Genomic DNA, 14966 nt, shown 5'->3' on the forward strand with positions numbered 1-14966 from the left:
GGATAAGTCTTCAAAGTGTCCAATTAAAACCATGTAGGGGTTGCACCAAAACTAATGAATTCTTTAGTGGATAATGAACATTAAGTATTTTAACATGGATCAACTGGGTAGACATTTGATTATTATTCATATATCACGTTGCTAAAAAACAGGACTACCACGGACAACCCAAAGCTTATTTCTAAGTATTTATGTCAGAAATCGATATAGCAGGTAAAGGGAATATACTTTTATACTCCGTGCTAAATCCCCCCGTACTTTTCGTTAATGAGAACATTTTTCAAAATTGAATTAGATAATTATACATATTGTATTCGGAATTTGTGTATTTTCATTTTTTGTAGTAATTGCTACACTGTGCATATTGATAATGAGAATCATTATTAGTTGTTTGAGCGCAACATAACAGAACTAAAGGAGTGTAAATAATGCAAGCTTCTACAGCCACATCCGGTGCTGAATTTAAAGCAGCCAAGAAAGACATTAAAGTATTTCCCATCGTTCTCGCTTTTTTGATGAGTGGGTTCATCGGTCTGTTCGGCGAAACGGCGTTAAACGTAGCGCTTACCGATTTGATGCAGATCTTCAACATTGGGTCGGCCACCATTCAATGGCTGACAACAGGCTATTTGCTGACCATGGGGATTCTCGTTCCGCTATCAGGCCTGCTAATCCAGCGTTTTACAACAAGACAGCTGTTCATAACGTCACTTCTATTTTCATGTCTCGGTGCTTTGATTGGAGCCGTTGCTTCAAGCTTCGGTGTGTTAATGGTTTCACGCATTATTCAAGCAGTAGGTACTTCGCTATTACTACCACTTATGTTTAATACGATACTGCTCATTTTCCCGGTCGAAAAGCGTGGTGCAGCCATGGGACTGGTTGGACTCGTTATCATGTTCGCCCCTGCGGTTGGGCCGACAATTGCCGGACTGCTCATTGAAGCATTGAACTGGCATTATATCTTTTGGCTTTCATTCGTTTTTCTTGTCATCGCTCTGATCATTGGGATTTTCACGATGCAAAACGTTTCCGAAACGACCAAGCCACGTATTGATTTATTGTCCATGCTACTGTCGACCCTCGGCTTTGGAGGTATCGTTTATGGTTTTAGTAGCGCTGGTGAAGGAGATGGGGGATGGACCAGTTCTACTGTCGTAATATCTCTTGCAATCGGTCTTGTTGCTCTTATTCTTTTCACGATTCGCCAGTTGAAAATATCCAATCCATTGCTTGATCTGCGCGCTTTTAGGTACCCGATGTTTGCAATCGGGGCCCTTATGGTCGCACTTTGCATGATGGTTATATTGTCTTCGATGCTCGTACTGCCCATGTACCTGCAAGTAGGCCTTGCATTCTCCACGCTTAGCGCAGGTCTGATCCTGCTGCCCGCGAGTGCATTGAACGGACTTTTGGCTCCAATTATGGGCAGGCTGTTCGATAAACATGGACCCAAATGGATCGTCCTTCCTGGGATTGTCTTAATAGCAGTGGCACTCTGGTTGTTCTCTGGAATTACACTTGCTTCCTCGGTGGCCTTTATTATCACGGTTCATGTTATTATGATGATCGGCGTTTCAATGATCATGATGCCTGCCCAAACGAATGGCCTCAACCAGCTTCCACCGCAGCTATATCCGCACGGAACGGCAATCATTAATACGATGCAGCAGGTATTTGGTGCGATTGGTACAGCTGTTGCGGTAAGCGTGATGAGTAATGGACAAGCGAAATATATGAGTCATGCCACGAATCCAAATGACCCTTCACTTATCCCGCTTTCCTTGACTGCCGGTGTACAGGATGCGTTCATATTTGGCATGATCATTTCCCTCGTTGGGTTTGTGCTCTCCCTTTTCATCAAAAGAGTAGTGGTCAATCGCTTGCACTAGCATTTGACAAAACAATGCCCCCTTTAAAAGTCGCTGATTTAGCGGCTTTTTTTTCCGAAAACCACGATCCCTAAAAAGAGAATCCCCTACAATCCGTTTGCTTATTCGAGTTTAGCAACTTCTCCCCGAGGTAACGGAGTACCTTAAGACAATCGGAGTCCCCCTCGAAATAGGCGATAATCTGGCTAATAGCCTGATTTGCAACGATAAGAGTCATCTATTTTGCATCAATATATGGATTGGTCAAGATGACGCTATGGCATAATGTTACTGCGTTTATTAGGTCTTTATCTGATGACTAGGATAAATTTCCAGTAACAAAAGGATTGTCAAACTTAAAAAAATATGATAATTTCATATCTGTAACCGGTTACACACATAGGAGTGAACGTTCATGACAACAATAAAAGATGTAGCTAATTTGGCTAACGTTTCAGTAGCCACCGTATCAAGGGTCATTAATGAAAGAGGTTATGTTCATGCGGACACTCGTAAGAAAGTGGAGGAAGCGGTCAAGCAGCTTAACTTCTCTCCCAATGAGGTGGCCCGCTCTTTATACAAGCGTAAGTCCAAATTGATTGGCCTGCTGTTACCCGATATTGCAAACCCTTACTTTCCGCAGCTTGCACGCGGCGTAGAGGACCGGATGCAAGAGCAGGAATTCAGACTGATTTTCGGAAATAGTGATGAGGACGAACAGAAGGAAAAGGATTACATCCAGACTTTTATCCAGAATAATGTAGTCGGCGTAATCACTTCAACGAATTACCCTCATTCTTCAATATATGAGAACTTGAAAATTCCCGTGGTGTTTCTTGACAGAACACCTCTGGACAGTCCCTCCGTATTTGCGGATGGAAGAGAGGGTGGACGTCTGGCTGCACGGGAGATTATCAAGCGTGGAAGCCGCCGAATTACGGTTATGCAGGGACCAGCACATATCAAACCTGCGCAGGATCGTTTTGAAGGCGCAATCGAGAGCATACGTCAGGCCGGCCTGGATTACCGTGTAATCCAAACGACATCCTTTTCCTTTAACGATGTTGGGTTATGGGCGAATGAGCTTTTCAGCAAGTATGGCGATAGCGACGGAGTCATTGCTAGTAATGATATCGCAGCTATGGCGGTATTGCACGAGGCATTGCGCATCGGAAAAAAAGTTCCGGAGGATATGCAAATTATCGGCTTCGACGATATTCCGATGAGCAGCCTGCTATCTCCTGCATTGTCGACCATTCGCCAACCGGCATACGAGATGGGAAGAGAAGCTGCCGGCTTGCTTATCAAACTGGTGGAACAAGCTCCAATCGAAAACAAACACATACAGCTTCCGGTCAGTTTCATTGAACGGGGCACAACAAGAAAGGTGAATTCAGATGGCTAAAATATGCGTAATTGGCAGCAGCTCAATGGATTTGGTTGTTACTTCTGCAAGGCGCCCGGGGGCGGGTGAAACCGTCCTTGGCGACAGTTTCAAAACAGTTCCAGGCGGCAAAGGAGCAAATCAGGCAGTCGCTGCCGCAAGGCTGGGGGCCGATGTTTCCATGATCGGCCGGGTGGGCGATGACACTTTTGGTACAGCCATTTTAAATAATTTTAAAGCAAATGGTGTAAATACGCAAAATGTGAAACCGGTTACACATCTGGAGAGCGGTACGGCTCATATCGTGCTGGCTGAAGGTGATAATAGTATTGTGGTCGTGGAAGCGGCAAATCGCGAAGTTACACCAGCCTATGTTGATGAAGCGACAGAAGTGATTCAATGTGCCGATATTGTATTGATTCAGCAAGAAATTCCAGAAGAAACCGTTGTTCGTGTCAGCGAGATTTGCGCCCAAAGCGGAACGCCCCTGTTGTTGAATCCTGCACCAGCAAGAAAAGTACCGGATGAGGTCATTGACAAAGCTGCTTATATCACGCCTAACGAGCATGAGGCCGAGATATTGTTTCAGGGCATGACTCCGGCTGAGGCGCTACGCAAATATCCTAACAAGTTGTTTATTACGGAGGGCAGTAACGGTGTTCGATATTTTGACGGCGAACAGGAAATCGTTGTACCTACTTACAAAGTGGAACCAGTGGATACGACTGGAGCGGGTGATACCTTTAACGCCGCATTTGCGGTCGCCCTTGCGGAAGGTAAACCGCTACAAGAGAGCATCAGATTTGCCAACCGGGCTGCATCGCTATCCGTGACCAAATTCGGCGCACAAGGAGGCATGCCGACACGGGATGAAGTGGAGGAAAGCCTGAAATGAAGAAGCAGGGTATATTGAACAGTCATATCTCCAAGGTGTTGTCTGATCTGGGTCATACGGACACAATAGTTATCGCGGATGCTGGTCTCCCTGTTCCAGAAGGGGTGCCCAAAATCGACTTGTCCCTGAAACTGGGGACACCAAGTTTTCAAGAGGTCGTGGAGCTTATAGCGGACGATATGGTCGTTGAGAAAGTGATTTTGGCAACAGAGATCAAGGCAGGGAATCCAGAAGCTATGCAGTTTATTACCGAGAAATTTGGCGATGAAGCCATTGACGTTTCCATTAGTCATGAACAATTCAAGGTGTTGACCCGGAATGCCAAAGTGGTCATTCGTACGGGCGAAGCTACGCCGTATGCTAATTGCATTTTACAATCGGGCGTCATTTTCGGTTAAAAGGGGGACGGTATCATGCATATTCAGATGCAAGACATATATAAAGCTTTTGGCACCAACCAAGTGCTAAGCGGGGTGGATTTTGAACTAAAGGAAGGCGAGGTTCATGCTCTGATGGGGGAGAACGGGGCCGGCAAATCCACGCTAATGAACATTTTGATCGGTCTTCATGGGCGGGATCAAGGAACCATCTCCATTGACGGGAAAGAAACCTATTTTGCCAATCCGAAGGAAGCTGAGAAGATGGGGCTTGCTTTTATCCACCAAGAGTTGAACGTTTGGCCGGAAATGACGGTGCTTGATAATCTCTTCATAGGTAAGGAAATAACTTCGTCTTTTGGATTGCTGAACACAAAACAAATGAAAGCGCTTGCCACTGAGCAATTTGCCAAGCTTTCCGTACAGATTCCGCTGGATCGTCCTGCCGGGGAATGTTCTGTCGGTCAGCAGCAAATGATTGAAATTGCCAAAGCACTAATGACCGACGCCAAAGTAATCATTATGGATGAGCCCACGGCGGCGCTTACGGAGCGGGAGATTCAGAAGTTGTTCGGCGTGATCACTTCACTTAAGAAAAATGGTGTTTCCATCGTATATATCTCGCACCGGATGGAGGAGATTTTCACCATTTGCGACCGGATCACGATCATGCGTGACGGCAAAACGGTAGACACCAAGACGATCCCGGAGACCAGTTTTGATGAAGTGGTGCGGAAGATGGTCGGACGGGAACTCACGGAACGATATCCGGCACGAAATCCTTCGTATGGAGAAGTGGTCCTTGAAGTACGGGACGCAAGCAGCAAAGGATTGTTCCAGAATATCAGCTTTACGGTGAGAGCAGGTGAGATCCTCGGTTTCTCCGGGCTGATGGGCTCTGGACGGACAGAGATCATGCGAGCGATCTTCGGTTTGGAACCTTTGGACGGTGGCGAAATCATGATTCGAGGCAAAAAGGCTCATATTCGGAAGCCAGCGGATGCGGTTAAACATGGAATCGGATTTATTACGGAAGACCGCAAGGATGAAGGCTTGGTGCTCGATTTTTCTATTCGTGAGAATATGGCCTTACCCAATTTGTTCAGCTTCTCAAGTAAGGGATTCATCTCGACTCATAAAGAACAGGAATTCGTCGATACGCTCATCAAACGTTTGCAAATCAAGACACAATCTTCTGAGACGGCAGCACGAAACCTATCAGGGGGCAACCAGCAGAAGGTGGTTATTGCCAAATGGGTCGGCATTGGTCCGAGTGTACTCATTCTGGATGAGCCAACACGCGGCGTGGACGTTGGAGCGAAGCGAGAAATTTATCAGTTGATGAACGAGCTGACTGACCGCGGAGTTGCCATCATTATGGTATCTTCTGAGCTGCCTGAAGTACTCGGTATGAGCGATCGAATTGCGGTTGTGCATGAGGGACGTATTAGCGGTGAACTGGCAAAAGAAGAGGCAACACAGGAAAACATTATGACATTGGCTACAGGGGGACAATGATATGACAAATTTGCAGGAAAACCAATCCGCCAAGAGCGGTTTCCGTTTGACAAATGTGACACAGAAATTAGGTCCATTGCTCGGACTAATCATCTTAATTATCATCGTATCGGTGTTGAATCCAAGCTTTTTGGAACCGCTTAACATCTTGAATCTATTGCGTCAGGTTTCGATTAACGCGCTGATTGCTTTTGGCATGACATTTGTCATTCTGACAGGTGGTATCGACTTGTCAGTTGGCTCCATTCTGGCTTTGTCTAGTGCCTTTGTAGCCAATATGATGCTGTCTGGCCTGGATCCGATTTTGTCGATCATTATTGGGGTTGCACTCGGCGGTGTCATGGGTATGGTGAACGGGTTGATGATTACGAAGGGTAAGATGGCTCCGTTTATTGCTACATTGGCAACGATGACGGTGTTCCGGGGATTGACGCTGGTATATACAAACGGTAATCCGATTACCGGATTGGGCGATAGCCTGCTGTTCCAACTGTTCGGTCGTGGTTATATGCTAGGAATACCGGTTCCAGCAATCACAATGCTCATTACTTTCGTAATTCTGTGGACGATTTTGCATAAAACGGCTTTTGGCCGTAAAACGTACGCGCTTGGAGGCAATGAGAAAGCGTCCATTATCTCAGGTATTAAAGTGCATCGCGTGAAAATCATGATTTACTCTCTGGTAGGTATGCTGTCAGCGCTGGCAGGTGCGATTCTGACCTCCCGTCTGAATTCCGCGCAGCCAACAGCAGGTACTTCATATGAACTGGACGCCATTGCAGCTGTTGTTCTGGGTGGAACAAGCCTATCAGGTGGTAGAGGACGGATCGTCGGCACACTGATTGGGGTCCTGATTATCGGCGTACTGAACAATGGTTTGAACCTGCTCGGAGTGAACTCGTTTTATCAAATGGTTGTAAAAGGCGTCGTTATTGCCATCGCTGTCCTGTTGGACCGCAAGAAAACGGCTTAAGGAGAGAAGCGAACATGAAAAAACTAACCATATTGCTTGTAAGCGTAATGATGATCGTTCTGGCAGGATGCTCTCTGGAGCCTCCGGGTTGGGCTAAGCCCGACTCTGCCGGTAGCAATGGACAGAAAAAAATTGGACTGTCAGTTTCCACGTTGAACAATCCCTTCTTTGTTTCCCTCAAAGATGGGGTCGTTGCAGAAGCCAAAAAACAAGGAATTCAGGTCATTGTTGTTGATGCTCAAAATGATTCAGCCAAACAAACCAATGATGTGGACGACCTGATTCAACAGGGCGTGGATGCCCTTCTGATTAATCCTGCGGATTCCGCTGCAATCTCTACGGCTGTTCAATCGGCCAATAGCGTGGGGATTCCAGTGATTACATTGGACCGTTCCGCAGACAAAGGCGACGTGGCAGCATTGGTCGCATCCGATAACGTCAAAGGTGGACAAATGGCGGCGGAATATTTCGTGAAACAGCTAGGCGAGGGAGCAAAAGTGATTGAACTTGAGGGTGTACCCGGAGCTTCCGCAACAAGAGAGCGGGGGAAAGGTTTCCACGAGATTGCCGACCAAAAACTGAATGTGGTTGCGAAGCAGTCAGCGGATTTCGATCGCTCCAAAGGTTTGAATGTAATGGAGAATCTGCTGCAGGGTAATCCTGACGTACAGGCGGTATTTGCCCATAACGACGAGATGGCGCTTGGCGCGATTGAAGCAATTCAAAGTTCTGGTAAAGACATTCCCGTGATTGGATTTGACGGAAACGATGATGCAATCAAATCCATTAAGGATGGAAAGTTGACAGCAACAGTCGCTCAGCAGCCAGTATTGATTGGCCAGCTGGCGGTGCAAGCTGCTCTGGATGTGCTGGGCGGCAAGCAGGTAGAGAAATCAATTCCGGCTGAATTGAAGCTGGTGACCAAGGAAAACGCAAACGATTAATTCAACAAGTACGTCCCGTTCTGGACAAAATGTCCAGGGCGGGATTTTTATTTTATCCAACTGCTACACTGGAGACGATAGTTGACAGTGAAGACTGCGGTAGTTTTTAATCGTTATATTATTGATCACATCTCGCGGGGCATGTAAATTAGTTTTATGCATGAGAAAAGGAGAGGTTGCGCTGCATGGAAAATGTATCAGAGGAAGACAAATTGCAATCCATCCAAGCTTTCCATTCGACCATACGCAAATCGGAAAACGCTTTGACTAATTTGACTCAGAAAGGGAATAACACTACTTTATTAAAGAAACGACTCAACGCCTTATACATCGGTTTGGCTATGCTGGAAACGGTCTGGAATCAAAAAGCTCATCAGTACACCAAGGAAGAGTTGGCAGAAGCTCGCAATGTTCTGATCGGTTTATTCCCGTCCCTTGAGAACAGTTATACTAAGTCAAAAGCGGGCAGCCCTCAAAAAACGCTTTTAAGAAGAAGAATTAAAGCATTTGAACTGGCTGTTCAGGCCATGGATGACGTTGTGGAAAAATAAATTGCTGGAACAAAAATCGTGTTTGCCATACCTGCACTTCTTCAAGGAACATCAATAGTTCGTGTAAATAAGGTTTAGTAAGATCCCAAAAAAACCATCTCAATTATTGAGATGGTTTAATTTTTATTCATATGCTTCAAACATATTGACTCAATCATCAGAATAAACAGTTGTATTGAAACTTTCAGGCCCCAAGCGTACGTTATTCACACTATAAATAGGGTTATAGGAGAATGTGGCGTACGCTGAGTAGACGAGCTGTCCATTGCCAGGGGCTGGGACATTGTACTCCGAGCCGGTAAAGCTTAAAATGCAAGGACTGAAAAAAGGGTTGGCCAATACAGTTGTATTGGCCCGATATACAAGCTGTTGCGAACCGCCTAATCCTCGGTATACTTCGATAACAAGATTTCCGTTAACTGGCAACTGACTTGCTGTAATTTCGACGATCCCCGAAAAAAAAGTCCGAATCGACATACCCGGGTTACTGATTTGCAATCCAACCTGGGCAAACAATAGCGGGACACCATTCATGAAGCTGGGAGTTAAAATTTGCTGGCCATTGGAGCCTTGGGAAGTCCGTGCATCTAACGTTTTAACCATGAAATTTCCTCCTTTCATATTTTCATAGAGTCCTGTTAGCCATGAGTTAATCGTCGCTGTATGAAACCGCATTGAAGCATTCTGGACCAACGCGGCTGGCTTGCTCTGATGGGGATGCCGGAACAAATGTCACAAAACAAGAATAGATAAGCTGCCCGGTAGGAGGAGGAGGCACATTGAAATCAGAACCATCGAAGCTTGCCAGTATGCTTCCCACAGAAGGGAATATAGGCTGGGAAACGACATAAATCGGCGTGCCTGTATAGGTCGAACCTCTGAAAATTTCAAATCGAACGGAAGAAGGTTGTGAGGACAAATTTGCTACCGAAATCCGATAGGTTCCGTTAAACTGAGTGCGAATAACTGTTCCTGGATTGACAATGTTCAGACCAAGGATACCCACCAAAGTAGGCGTATTTGGAGTAAGTGGAACATTAAACGGAGCAACACCGTTAGACCCAAGTGAAGTACGAGCGTCAAGCGTACGAACCATAACAATTCCTCCAATCTATTATTTTGTTATATCTTATGTAGCTAGTTTCAAAGAGTTATCAGCTAATTGGTAAGGATTTTTTCGTGGAACTAACCTTATAGCTTCTGGAACCATGTAAGTTTCCCAATCGGGGGCTTCAATGTATAATGATTATTCGAGGTGATGAAGATGGCAAGATCCAAAGAATTTGAAGTTAATGAAGTATTAGATAAAGCAATACAACTGTTCTGGGCCCAAGGATATGAGAAAACTTCGATGCAGGATTTGGTTGAATATATGGGCATTCATCGAAGAAGTATCTATGATACCTTTGGGGATAAGCATGCTCTGTTTATGAAAGCTCTTGAACGATATGAATCGAAGCAGACCAACAAAATGAGTTTTCTAATTGATACCCAAAAACCAATCAAAGAGATTATTAGGGTATTGTTTGAGTCAACTATAAGAAATGAAGGACAACCTATAGGCTGTTTTCTTGTAAACTCAGGCGTGGAACTGGGCGTATTGGATCCTGAAGTTGCATCGCTAGTTAATGAAAGTTATTTGCGAACAGAGGAATTCTTAAGAAATCTTGTTCTAGAAGGCCAGCAAAAGGGTGAAATCAAGGCTGACGTTGACCCTGTAGTTATTTCTCATTATTTGATGAATGCATGGGTGGGGATACGAACGTTGGTTAAGACCACTACGGATCCGCAAAAATTAACAAATATTATGGATATGACATTATCCGTTTTAGATTGAAAATGGAGTTAAGGCATGGCAGGCAAAGAGGGGGTTGTCTCCATGAAGGCTGATTTGTTTTAGTGATACAGGTTCTTGTCCTGTTAATGTTATAAAGAACTTGTATCGCATGTCTGGCATAACTCATAGTTCCCTGTCCCAACATCATTATATAGCAGTCAGAAAATAATTCTTTACTGTTCGTTCTAGAAATGCTATTCTAAATAGCAAGTTAGATCTAACTGTTTTTTTTGCAATATTAAGAACGATCGTTCTAAAATTATTTTAATAGCTTACTTATACTAAAATACATGTTGATAAGGAGAGAATAGGATGAAATATACAGTTATTACAGGTGCAAGTTCAGGGATTGGATATGAGACAGCATTGGCGTTTGCTGCACGAGGCAAAAACTTAATTTTGGTCGCAAGAAGATTGGACAAATTACAAGAACTCAAATTAGCAATTCAGAATATTGACGCTACCGTACATGTTATTGTTCAAACTAGTGATCTATCGGATACTGCTCAGGCATATACACTTTATAACACGCTGAAGGAATACCAAATCGAGACTTGGATTAACAATGCGGGGCTTGGTGAAGGTTCTTTTGTAGCAGAACAGAATCTGGAGAAAGTTGAAACCATGCTGCGTGTGAACATTGAGTCCCTGACGATCCTTTCCACACTGTATGTGCGAGATTATGCAGACATAGAGGGAACTCAGTTAATTAACGTTGCATCCGCACTTGGATATGCCATTGCTGTTGGAAGTGTTGCGTATTCGGCAACGAAGTTTTATGTTAGTGCCTTCACAGAAGGGCTTGCCAAAGAACTTGAAATAAAAGATGCAAAACTAAAAGCAAAAGTGCTAGCTCCAGCTATAACGGAAACGGAATTCGTGAATAAATCATTAGATACAGAAGATTTTGATTACAAAGCAAACATGTCTAAATACCACACCGCCAAAGAAATGGCAGGCTTTATGTTAGATCTATATGATAGTAACGAAGTCGTAGGGATTGTAGACCTGAACTACAATTTCAATCTGAGAAGCCCAATCTATCCAATCCTAGGAGCATTGCATTAATATTTCATTAAACATGGCGTACAACTAAACATTGTGCGCCATGTTTTTAATGTGATCCTTTCAATTTTTACATAACCCACAGAAAACAACGATTATTGATTGGTTTTTTCCAGCGATGTATACCAGTCGTTCACCTCTTCAGTGATCTTATCGCCACCTAGCTCGTGCCATCTAGCGACCACGAGGTCGAAGCTTGACAGCGGCTCCTGTCCATATACGATTTTGAGCATCGCGTCATGCAGTAACTCGTCAAGGGCGTCACCGATCTTTTCCATCGTAGGCGTCGGCGCACCGGTGAAGGCATCTGTCTTGTAGACGGAGGGATTGCTTTCAACGATTTGCCAACCCTTCAGCTCCTGCGGTGTACGGAGCAGCTTGTTTTTGATGTCATAGGAGGTCTGATCGGATACACCGCTGTTGATACGGGCAATCGATTCACTGAGCAAGTTAGGGACCGAGGGGAGAGACAGGCTTAAGAGATACTTCTGGGGGTCTGCAAAACCGCCCGGAACCTGGCTTTCCAGAAATGTCACCTTGCCATCCTCATAGCCGTAGTCGTAGCCTTCAGCGATACCCCAGCGATATGGCGAGCCAGCAGGAGGATCTATGAAATTGTCATAAACAAAGTTCATATAGTTGAAAAAAATCTCAGGATTCGCCATATTTGCGTTGATAGCAATTGCGCCATACTCTGGCGGCGTGCCACGCGTACCGGATAAACCGCTCGGCCCGACGGGAATCGGGTATGCCTCGAATCGGGCGTCCGGTACGTTCGTAGTTACGTTCCCTAGCGGCCATCCGGCCGCCCACAGCGGAGCCACAATCATGCCTGCCTTGCCAAGTTTCCAAGATTCCGTCGCTTGGACCTCATCGAGAATCTCAGCATCCTTTGGTATGTAGCCTCGCTCCATCCAGCGTTTTAACGTCGTTAGACCATGTCTAACACTTGGCTGGACCGAGCCGTAAGACAGCATCCCGTCCGCGTCTGTGCTCCAGATATCCGGCATCTCCCCGTAAGCCCCAAACACAAATCCCGCATCCGACATCCAGGTGAAAAACGAATTTTTTAAGCTGATGCTAAGTCCATAGGTGTCGTCTTTACCATTGCCGTCCGGGTCTAGATGAACGAACGCATCCATGACGGATTCCAGCTCGTCCAGGGTGGTGGGGGCCAGCAGACCAAGCTTATCAAGCCAATCCTGCCGAATGTACAATACCTCGTTCGAATTCATCTTGCCGTCGAGGATTGGTATCGCCATTTTTTTGCCGTTGAGCATGTATCGGTCCCATGACTCGGGTGCCTGCGCCATGGCTGCCTTCCACTTAGGTGAGGCATACTGCTCGAACAACTCTCCTACGTCGCGGAAGGCACCGGAGCGCAGCAACGGATACATATTTTGTCCACCCTTGAAGGTGACGATATCGGGAAGGGACTGACCGGTCGCGATCAACGTGTTCAGTTTATTGATGTAGACATCCTCATCACCAGTCGTCGTCCAGAGGTAATTGACCTTGATACCAAGCTTGTCCTCAAACAGTCGGCTCAGTACGTTGTTTTGCAGATCCTCACCGTTTTTGAACTCGATGTCCGGGTACAGATGCCCAACGGTCGTCAAGACGACGGGAGACTCGTATTTTCCACCGATGATCGAAGGGGCAGGCTCTAAAGACGTGTTTTCTTTCTCCAGTAGTTGAGAGGGGCCCGTTGGATCTTCCCAAAAGATAAACGAGAAAATCATAACAACCAGGAACAAGATGATCGCGAGGCCAAACAGCCCTGCTTGCTTCAACCATTTCCAGATTAACATATCTCTTTTACCTCCTGTTCACGGACCACTTTCCAGCGCAACGTCACCTGAAGTCCGCCCAGTTCTCCATTAGACAGCTCCATATTGGCCTCCGAGCCGAGCATTGCTCTCATCCGCTCATATACATTGTGAAGTGCCCACGCAGTATTGGCGTCCGTACCGTAGTAAATTGCATTACGAAGCGTGTCGAGTCGACCGGGCTCGACACCACAGCCGTTATCCGCCACAATCAGCTCACAATATTCTCCGTTGGAATAGCCACGAATTCGGATGTCCCCAACCATGCGCAGCGACTCAATGCCGTGCAGAATGGCATTTTCCACGAGCGGTTGTAGTAGCAACCGCGGCACCTGTATATCGAGAAGCTGCTCCTCGACATCAATGGAGAAAACGAAGCGGTCCATCTGAAGGCTCTGGATCGTCAGGTATAATCGGACGAGCTCAAGCTCGTCCCGCACCGTTGTATACGTGTTCTCAAACTTGATCGTTTGCCGGAAATAACGGCTTAAGCTTATAGACATGTCAATAACGGCCTGCTTCTCGTCAAGCTCAGTCATACTCTTGATAAATGCAAGCGAGTTGTACAGGAAGTGCGGTTGGATCTGGGAATGGAGCTGCCGCAGTTTGGCTTCCTTGGAGCGAATCTGTTCCATGTAAACCCTTTCAATTAACTCTTTGATTTCTTTGGACATCTCGTTAAAGCGCTCAAACAAGTACATGAATTCGTCATTACTCTCCTGGTGGAGTGTGATGGTATATTGGCCGGATGTGATTTTCCTAACGCCCCAAAGCAATTTACGTATCGGAATCTGCACGTCCCGGTATAACAGCAGGGCGAGCAGGATACTGAACAGAAGCAGGAAAACGCTGGAGAAATAGTAGAGACGCTGGTTGGCATAGATTGGATTGAGTACCTCACTGATTGGGGTATAGTCCGCGATGTACCAGTCTTTGAAGTTACTCAGAGCAGTGAAATTAACGAGGTATTGCTCCCCATCCAGTTTGATAAGCCGGTTACCACTCATTTCTTTATCAACCTCAAGTCGGCTTGTCAATTCATGAATGAAAGGAAGCTTCTCTGTGTCGCTTGTCAGCACATCCCCAGCCGCAGACAACAAGATTGCGCTGTTGTCGTTCGTTCCCTTGGCACGGTCCAAGTAGGCAAGTACATTTTTGGTGTCGATTTTGGCCCTGACGACATAAGACACTTCCTCCGGATCAAAGCGAAAGGTGTACGGATGCGCCAAATAATACGTCAAATACGTACCATCGCCCGTCTGCTCATACTGCCAGAACGGGCGGAAGTGCGTCTCCAGGTACAGTTCGCTTAACTTCGACGAAGAGGACGTGGAGGAGAAAGATGAGCTGTCTTCATCATAAATGACCATAAATTCGGCGTTCCAATTGTTCAGGGCATGCAAAAGGTTCAACTTGTCCGATACCCGCAGTTTCAACTTGTTCAGCTCAAAATCTCCTTCCAGAAAGGAAGGAGTCGCAAGCAGTCGCACATCTTTATCGAGTACGAGAAAATCGCTAAAGGACGATACTTTCGACAGATTGTTGTCGATGTCTCCGGCCAGGAAAGTAAGCTCATTCAATTTCACTCTTTGAATTTCCTGCTTGATGAGCCGCACGCTGGAGCGATTGGTCAGGTAGTACAGAAGCAGGGTAGAGACGAGCAGTAGAAAGATGACAAGCACAATTTTTGTGAAAATGGTTAGTTTCATTATAATGTCCCCG

The 14966-nt window shown here is 45.8% G+C and carries 14 protein-coding genes; 10 read left to right on the forward strand and 4 right to left on the reverse strand.

Annotated features, from left to right (window positions below; translation table 11 throughout):
* The first annotated feature begins 428 nt into the window (after nucleotides 1-428).
* From ACR1R9_RS08970 to ACR1R9_RS09005, 8 genes are all read left to right on the forward strand, one after another.
* Nucleotides 429-1892, forward strand: a complete 1464-nt coding sequence (locus ACR1R9_RS08970; protein WP_076289206.1) for a DHA2 family efflux MFS transporter permease subunit — start codon at nucleotides 429-431, stop codon at nucleotides 1890-1892.
* Between the two features lie 394 nt (nucleotides 1893-2286).
* Entirely contained in the window at nucleotides 2287-3276 is a 990-nt protein-coding gene (locus ACR1R9_RS08975) for a LacI family DNA-binding transcriptional regulator (RefSeq protein ID WP_433921295.1), read from the forward strand.
* Nucleotides 3269-4150, forward strand: coding sequence for a ribokinase (gene rbsK / locus ACR1R9_RS08980; RefSeq protein ID WP_076289208.1), 882 nt, complete (start codon nucleotides 3269-3271; stop codon nucleotides 4148-4150). The genes ACR1R9_RS08975 and rbsK overlap by 8 nt, the downstream gene beginning before the upstream one ends.
* Complete coding sequence (rbsD, locus tag ACR1R9_RS08985) at nucleotides 4147-4548, forward strand: D-ribose pyranase (protein ID WP_433921294.1); 402 nt, start codon at nucleotides 4147-4149, stop codon at nucleotides 4546-4548. Before rbsK ends, rbsD begins: the two co-directional genes overlap by 4 nt.
* 15 nt (nucleotides 4549-4563) lie before the next feature.
* Nucleotides 4564-6045 (forward strand): sugar ABC transporter ATP-binding protein, encoded by a 1482-nt coding sequence (locus ACR1R9_RS08990; protein WP_433921293.1) that lies wholly within the window; start codon nucleotides 4564-4566, stop codon nucleotides 6043-6045.
* Nucleotide 6046: 1 nt separating this feature from the next.
* Entirely contained in the window at nucleotides 6047-7018 is a 972-nt protein-coding gene (locus tag ACR1R9_RS08995) for an ABC transporter permease subunit (protein ID WP_099856159.1), read from the forward strand.
* A 14-nt stretch (nucleotides 7019-7032) separates the two neighbouring features.
* Entirely contained in the window at nucleotides 7033-7962 is a 930-nt protein-coding gene (gene rbsB, locus ACR1R9_RS09000) for a ribose ABC transporter substrate-binding protein RbsB (RefSeq protein ID WP_076289212.1), read from the forward strand.
* Nucleotides 7963-8147: 185 nt separating this feature from the next.
* A complete protein-coding gene (locus ACR1R9_RS09005) occupies nucleotides 8148-8513 on the forward strand; it encodes a hypothetical protein (protein WP_433921292.1) in 366 nt (121 codons plus the stop codon).
* Nucleotides 8514-8663: 150 nt separating this feature from the next.
* Here the strand turns inward: ACR1R9_RS09005 and ACR1R9_RS09010 are convergent, their stop codons facing one another.
* Nucleotides 8664-9116: a hypothetical protein gene (locus ACR1R9_RS09010; RefSeq protein ID WP_433921291.1), complete on the reverse strand. Its 453-nt coding sequence runs from the start codon at nucleotides 9114-9116 to the stop codon at nucleotides 8664-8666.
* Nucleotides 9117-9162: 46 nt separating this feature from the next.
* The gene (locus tag ACR1R9_RS09015; RefSeq protein WP_076289215.1) at nucleotides 9163-9609 is read right to left on the reverse strand and encodes a hypothetical protein; all 447 of its coding nucleotides are present in this window, start codon (nucleotides 9607-9609) and stop codon (nucleotides 9163-9165) included.
* A 168-nt stretch (nucleotides 9610-9777) separates the two neighbouring features.
* On the opposite strand from ACR1R9_RS09015, the gene ACR1R9_RS09020 reads away from it, so the two are divergent.
* Nucleotides 9778-10350 (forward strand): TetR/AcrR family transcriptional regulator, encoded by a 573-nt coding sequence (locus ACR1R9_RS09020; RefSeq protein WP_433921290.1) that lies wholly within the window; start codon nucleotides 9778-9780, stop codon nucleotides 10348-10350.
* A 312-nt stretch (nucleotides 10351-10662) separates the two neighbouring features.
* Complete coding sequence (locus tag ACR1R9_RS09025) at nucleotides 10663-11418, forward strand: SDR family NAD(P)-dependent oxidoreductase (protein WP_433921289.1); 756 nt, start codon at nucleotides 10663-10665, stop codon at nucleotides 11416-11418.
* Between the two features lie 92 nt (nucleotides 11419-11510).
* Here ACR1R9_RS09025 and ACR1R9_RS09030 read toward each other — a convergent pair whose 3' ends face one another.
* Complete coding sequence (locus ACR1R9_RS09030) at nucleotides 11511-13226, reverse strand: extracellular solute-binding protein (RefSeq protein ID WP_433921288.1); 1716 nt, start codon at nucleotides 13224-13226, stop codon at nucleotides 11511-11513.
* A complete protein-coding gene (locus ACR1R9_RS09035) occupies nucleotides 13220-14953 on the reverse strand; it encodes a sensor histidine kinase (RefSeq protein ID WP_433921287.1) in 1734 nt (577 codons plus the stop codon). Before ACR1R9_RS09035 ends, ACR1R9_RS09030 begins: the two co-directional genes overlap by 7 nt.
* Nucleotides 14954-14966 lie beyond the last annotated feature (13 nt).

It is taken from the genome of Paenibacillus taichungensis (assembly GCF_050994985.1).
Lineage (GTDB): Bacteria > Bacillota > Bacilli > Paenibacillales > Paenibacillaceae > Paenibacillus > Paenibacillus taichungensis.